This is a genomic window from Candidatus Sororendozoicomonas aggregata, from assembly GCF_031528575.1.
In the GTDB taxonomy this organism is placed as follows: Bacteria; Pseudomonadota; Gammaproteobacteria; order Pseudomonadales; family Endozoicomonadaceae; genus Endonucleibacter; species Endonucleibacter aggregata.
This window is the reverse complement of the sequence record NZ_JAVLSP010000146.1, coordinates 1-5,496: the sequence shown is the minus strand read 5'-3', so window position 1 is coordinate 5,496 and position 5,496 is coordinate 1. Positions and strand designations below refer to the sequence as shown.

At 46.3% G+C, this 5,496-nt stretch carries 8 protein-coding genes and 1 pseudogene; 4 read left to right on the top strand and 5 right to left on the bottom strand.

All coding sequences use genetic code 11. The annotated features are described in order from the left end of the window. Nucleotides 1-358: 358 nt before the first annotated feature. Together V4C51_RS16925 and V4C51_RS16920 are read right to left on the bottom strand one after the other, a co-directional pair. Nucleotides 359-811 carry a type II toxin-antitoxin system VapC family toxin gene (locus tag V4C51_RS16925; protein ID WP_330927357.1) on the bottom strand — a complete coding sequence of 151 codons (453 nt, stop codon included), beginning with the start codon at nt 809-811 and terminating at the stop codon, nt 359-361. Next, nucleotides 808-1,062, bottom strand: a complete 255-nt coding sequence (locus tag V4C51_RS16920) for a FitA-like ribbon-helix-helix domain-containing protein (RefSeq protein ID WP_330927356.1) — start codon at nt 1,060-1,062, stop codon at nt 808-810. Before V4C51_RS16920 ends, V4C51_RS16925 begins: the two co-directional genes overlap by 4 nt. A gap of 343 nt (nt 1,063-1,405) precedes the next feature. Between V4C51_RS16920 and V4C51_RS16915 the strand changes: the two genes are divergently transcribed. After that, nucleotides 1,406-2,116 carry a DNA-binding protein gene (locus V4C51_RS16915; RefSeq protein ID WP_330927355.1) on the top strand — a complete coding sequence of 237 codons (711 nt, stop codon included), beginning with the start codon at nt 1,406-1,408 and terminating at the stop codon, nt 2,114-2,116. A 590-nt stretch (nt 2,117-2,706) separates the two neighbouring features. Then, on the top strand, nt 2,707-2,997 hold the full coding sequence (locus tag V4C51_RS16910; protein WP_330927354.1) for a hypothetical protein: 291 nt from the start codon (nt 2,707-2,709) through the stop codon (nt 2,995-2,997). Between the two features lie 24 nt (nt 2,998-3,021). Here the strand turns inward: V4C51_RS16910 and V4C51_RS16905 are convergent. Further along, a pseudogene (locus V4C51_RS16905) lies at nt 3,022-3,189 on the bottom strand (IS256 family transposase); the annotation flags it as partial. 44 nt (nt 3,190-3,233) lie between these two features. After that, the gene (locus V4C51_RS16900) at nt 3,234-4,097 is read right to left on the bottom strand and encodes a recombinase family protein (protein WP_330927353.1); all 864 of its coding nucleotides are present in this window, start codon (nt 4,095-4,097) and stop codon (nt 3,234-3,236) included. Nucleotides 4,098-4,268: 171 nt separating this feature from the next. On the opposite strand from V4C51_RS16900, the gene V4C51_RS16895 reads away from it, so the two are divergent. Beyond that, nucleotides 4,269-4,529 carry a type II toxin-antitoxin system Phd/YefM family antitoxin gene (locus V4C51_RS16895; RefSeq protein WP_330927352.1) on the top strand — a complete coding sequence of 87 codons (261 nt, stop codon included), beginning with the start codon at nt 4,269-4,271 and terminating at the stop codon, nt 4,527-4,529. Continuing rightward, a complete protein-coding gene (locus V4C51_RS16890) occupies nt 4,529-4,837 on the top strand; it encodes a type II toxin-antitoxin system RelE/ParE family toxin (RefSeq protein ID WP_330927351.1) in 309 nt (102 codons plus the stop codon). The genes V4C51_RS16895 and V4C51_RS16890 overlap by 1 nt, the downstream gene beginning before the upstream one ends. Nucleotides 4,838-5,025: 188 nt before the next feature. On the opposite strand, the gene V4C51_RS16885 is transcribed toward V4C51_RS16890, so the two are convergent. Continuing rightward, the coding region (locus tag V4C51_RS16885) for a transposase (RefSeq protein WP_330927350.1) at nt 5,026-5,496 on the bottom strand (471 nt) is incomplete at its 5' end.

Genomic DNA, 5,496 nt, shown 5'->3' with positions numbered 1-5,496 from the left:
GCCCTCAAAGAAGCCACTTGGGAGTTTATAAAGGACTTCTCAGAGGGAAAAGACTGGTTAAGGCCATTTTTTGTCGGTGCTGTCAATGCGTAAGTTCTAATTAATTAATAATCCATTATTGATTATAGTAACTCTCTCAGGGAGCTGACCCAGAGCCAAGTTTCAAAATGAAAGTGTCAGGTGCGGGTTTGCCGGTTGGGTTATTGGGTTTTAAGAACGGACATTAAAGAATAATCCATTATTAATAATGCACCATAGAAAATAAGAAAATAAGAAAATAGAAGACCAGGAGAGAAAAAATCAGCCTTTATTGGGTGCTCTATGTGTACTTAAACCAAAACTCATTTGAAATCGCAGGTCAACCACAGCTAGGGAGGTGACCTGCGTAGCAACTCTTCTTTTTCCAAGGGTTAATGACATCAACGTTAGCCGCTTCAAACGGTGCAACATCTCGGGAAGCAACCCGGAATCCATGTACGGAAGCAATGGCGGCAATATAGCCATCAGGCACGGGGAATCCCCGCCCCCTTTTTCTGGCCAGTACTGCCAGCTCTGCGTATTTCTTCGCAGCGGCAACATCAAACTCCAGGATACGCCCACTGAAAAGAGCGGTGTATCGATCCACAGCCTGGCCTAGCTGCTTCTTTCGACGACCCTCAGGTAGATCAAGAATGCCAAACAGCAATTCAGCCAGCGTCACACTGGACAGATAGAGCGTTTCACTGATTTGCTCATTCAGCCATGCCACTACAAGCGGATCAGGTGTCTGCTTCATGGTTTCCGAAACAATGTTAGTATCGAGTAATATCATTCGAATTTCACCGGTTCCGCTGGCGTCTTATCCCGGCTACGTTCCAGGGTATCAGCCTCCTCATCCGTTAAACCGATATCCCGTCCGGCATTAACCAGGGCATCACCCATCAAAACCCGATCCTCAGGTTGAAGAACCTCTTTAAGAATGTTCCGAACCTCAGCCACCAGACTTCGGTTATTTCGCTTCGCCCTGGCCTTCAGGGCACTGTGAAGCTCATCCGGGATATCTCTAAGCGTCATCATTGCCATAACGTCACTCCTGCAAAACACACTCTTTATGAATGCTTAATATTATTATAAATGCACAATGCATTGAATACAAAAAAAGAATGCAAAAATAGCCACAAAATACACTCTTACCGGTAGTTGTGCTTACCAGCAGTAAGATAGTGTATAAAACTGTATATTTAAAATCATATAATATACATATGTAGTGTATTTTATACATTGCACAGATATACAGAATAATACACTTTTAGCTTGCAAGATGTATGAAATGTATATACACTAAAAATATACGAAAAATACACAAAGGCAGGCAGGCAGGCAGGCAGGCAGGCAGGCAGGCAGGCAGGCAGGCAGGCAGGCAGGTATGGCGGTTAACATTTCAGAACAAAAGTGGCACGAAATCTGGGCAGCGTGTGAAGCGGTGGACGCAACCGGCACAAAGCTTAGTATGAATGCAGTGAAAGAGCACCTGGGCGGTACAAGCTTCAGCTACATTTCTCCTGTGTTGCGTGAGTATCGTGCCAAGAAACGCCCTGTCATTGCTGTTGGTGGTGAGGTAGCGGAAGAACTAAAGGGCATTATTGAGCGTCACGTTAATCAGGCAGCCATTGAGTACCAGGAGGCTCTGAAGCAGCGGCTTGAAGAGGAGGCTAAAAAAGAGAATGCGTTTATTGAGGGCGAGCTGGCTGCTGCCAATGAGCAAAACATCGAGCTTGAGGCTGAAAACCAGCGCCTTGAGAACGAAAATCACCGGCTGTCAGGCGACAACGACCGCCTGAGTAAGCAGTGTTCTGAAGAGCGGGAACGTTACGAAGAGGTTCACCAGGAGAACCGGAAATACCGTACTGATTTGTTGAACGCCAACTCGGAGAAAGCCTCACTCGAAGGACAAGTAAAAAATCTCAAGGAGCAAATGGACGGTATGGTTGCCAACACGAAACGCCTTGAAAAAGAGTTGAAAGAGGCACAGGAAGCTGCTGCTGAAATGCGCGGTAGCCTGAAAACCAGCAAGGAGCAGGAAGGCTTGCTGAAGCAGTTTCTGGAAACCGTTGGATACGATAATAAATTGCCTTAACCGTTAGAATCCTGAGGATGGGAGAAGCACTGTGACCGTAAAGGAAAAACTCAGTGGCTGAGCCTTTCTCGAAATAGGGGCTTCTAGCCCTTGGAGTACGTTTCCGTTCCATTGGGCTGTGCGCTGGGAAAAGCTGCGCATATCTTGCTGGTGCAAGTCCTGTCTTGGAAGGTGAAGCTAGCACCACCAAGTAGCGAGTCTTGCGCCCTCCCGGGTAACTTGGAGGGTGAAGCGTAGACAGCGAAACATTCGAGCCGAAACCGAATGGTGAACGTGATAACCCCGAAATGGTAGGGTCGTGGAAGCTGACAGGTTAGTCCACCTGGCAAGCAATAAATCACCGGAGGCCAAGGCTAGCGAGATGCCAAAGGCGATTAACCGCCGGGGTCACAGGCGTTGGCGAGTTTGTAGAGATATGTGACGGAACCCAGGAGATCCATAGGGCTCTCGATGGATTGAGTATGCGAAGGGCAAAACACGAGACTTTGCACATGGCTCTATGGAAGTCGGAGTCAGCCATAGTAGCAATGAATCGGGTAATGACCGTGGAGCGAAGGGCTGACAGATAGATCGAGCGTGAGAGAGAAACAATGACCGTACTCAGCAACGACGGGCAATCATGGTTAACGAAACTTGAGCGCATAGGTGAGAAGTCAGCATACGATAGACAAATGGTGTTCAATAACCTTGGACACCTGCTGAATGCCAGTATGCTGAAGGGACAATTCTTTCGGTTGGACGGGAATAAAGCCGCTGGTATTGACCGCATGACAAAAGCTGCCTATGGCGAGAAGCTGAATGAGAACCTTAATGGTCTTCTCCAGCGTATTCGCAGAGGCACATACAAGCCGAAACCCGCGAGGGTGAGAGCCTGTAAATAATTCTGTGTAAACGCCACTTATTATTTACGCCTTGATCCGGTCTGGAAACATAATAGCAAACCGGTTCATGGCTGACTTCCAGTCCCTGACGGGCATTGTCCATTTGGAGGATGCCCTTTCTGTTGCCAGATAAATCACTTTCAATGCAGAATCATCTGAAGGAAAGATTTTCCGTAGTTTTATTGCCTTACGCGGGTCCTGTGGAAGAACCCTCGAAAATGACGAGTAACCATAATCTACCATGACCTGTCAGTTCCAATTTCACTGAAATTACACTCCACAAAGCCATTTCGTAAATCAGCCTCGCTGCTCATTTCAGCAGATAGGTCATAGATTTGCTGTTCTAGGTCTTCGTCATCTGTGTATTGAATAGTGAGTTCGTACTCCCAACCATCTTTTACCAGTTTTGTTGCACCATAGTTACTCAGGATGTAGTCTTCAATGTGCTGGCGAGACTTTCCTTTTCCACGGACAAAATTGCTATTGTTTTCAACCTGAAGCCACAGTATCACCCTTGTAGTTTTCAGCTCTGGTATGGTGCCAGATTTCTTTACGGTATTTAATGCCCGATAAATCGTGGCTTCACCTAACCTGAATTCTTTGGCCAATTGGCCAATCGTAACTCCAGACATCCGTCGCGAATATATTTCTTCACACCTAGCATCTGTCAGTTTGGGGGGGCGGCCAAACCTCACTCCATTCTCTTTGGCTTTGGCAATACCTTCAGCCTGCCGTTCAGTACGAAGGTCATTTTCAAACTCAGCTATGGATGCAAGCATATTGAACATAAGCCTACCAGTGGACGTGCTGGTATCAATGTTTTGATCCAGGACAAGCAGGTCTATGTTTTCTTGTTGGAACCGTTTAGCAAGTTGTGCAAGGTGAACCACTGATCGGGCAAGACGGTCAAGTCGAGTGATGACCAACGTGTCGCCTTCTCGCAGATAATTCATGCACGCCTGAAATTCAGGACGTTCGGCAGTCCGGCCACTTCGTTTTTCCTGATAAATCCGGTCGCACTTTGCTTGGGTCAATTTCGCCAGCTGAACTTCCAAACTTTGACCTGTGGAACTTACACGAGCATAACCAATTTGGGGCATAAGCTATCAAATATCCTTAAAGAATTTGATTGATCACTTATGATAGTAGTTTTGATAGTTATTTTTCAATACTATCAATAAGTATACTTATTGATAGCTTACAGTTTTGGCTAAAATGGATTGATTCGATTATAATAAACGAATCGAACGATATCAGAGAGATTAAAAACGATGCACGCTCTTTCAGCCAATGAAGCGAAAACCCATTTTGGAGATATGCTGCTAAAGGCACAGCGCAGCCCGGTTCAAATCAGCAAGAATGGCAAGCCCGTTGCCGTCGTTATCTCAGCCGATGAATACAAAAGCATTGAGGAACTCAAATTGCAAATGTTGCAGTTAAGGGTTGCTCAGGCCAAGGCAGATATTGCAGCAGGCAAACTGGCTGACGGCGATGCATTCTTTGATGAGCTGGAATCAGGACAACATGACTGATGTCCACCTATCGTTTTACCCCGGATGCACAATCTGACCTGATCGAAATTCGCAGGTACACAGTAGCACAATGGGGAACTGAGCAGTCCAGAAAATACTTATCGGAACTCCGAGAAACCATTCACCTGCTTACTGAAACGCCATCCCTCGGAAAACACCGGCCAGAAGTCGGTTCGAATGTGTTGAGTTTTCCTCATGGGAGCCATGTCATCTACTACCTGATGCATGAGGGGGTGTTGGTGGTATTTGGTGTATTACACAAACGCATGGTGCCGCTCAATCACCTGGTCGAACGAGAGGTTGTTTAGTGGCGTTGGCCGACGGGCCTTAATCAAGGCTGGCAATGAAGAAAAACCAAAAACGTATTCAGCTATTATCGGATACAGAAGTTGAAGAGCTTTATTCGCGACCCGAGTTTAACATCCATGAGCAACAGCTTTACTTCACGCTGACAGCTTGAGCCTGTAAATAATTCTGTGTAAACGCCATTACTTGTTTACACCTTGATCCGGTCTGGAAACATAATTTCAAACCGGTTCATGGCCGCTTTCCAGTCCCTTATTGGCATAGTCCATTTGGCCGATGCTTTTTCTGTCGCCAGGTAAATAACCTTCAGAACCGCATCATCCGTTGGGAATATTTTCCGGTTTTTTATGGCCTTTCGGATGACGCTATTCAGCGACTCTATAGCATTCGTCGTGTAAATCGCTTTCCTGACCTCTTTAGGGTAGTCGAAAAGGGTAATCAGGTTATCCCAGTTTTTGCGCCAGGACTTGCCTATGGAAGGAAACTTCTCTCCCCACGCGCTTTCAAAAGCGCTAAGCTCGCTTTCTGCTTCTTCAGCAGTGACCGACTGGTATATCCTCTTGAGGGACGGTCGGCAAATGGCATTCTGAGCACCGCAACGCTTGTAAGTAACTGAAAATATTAGAAAAAATATCGATTTTTGTTTTTCAGAAGTGTGATG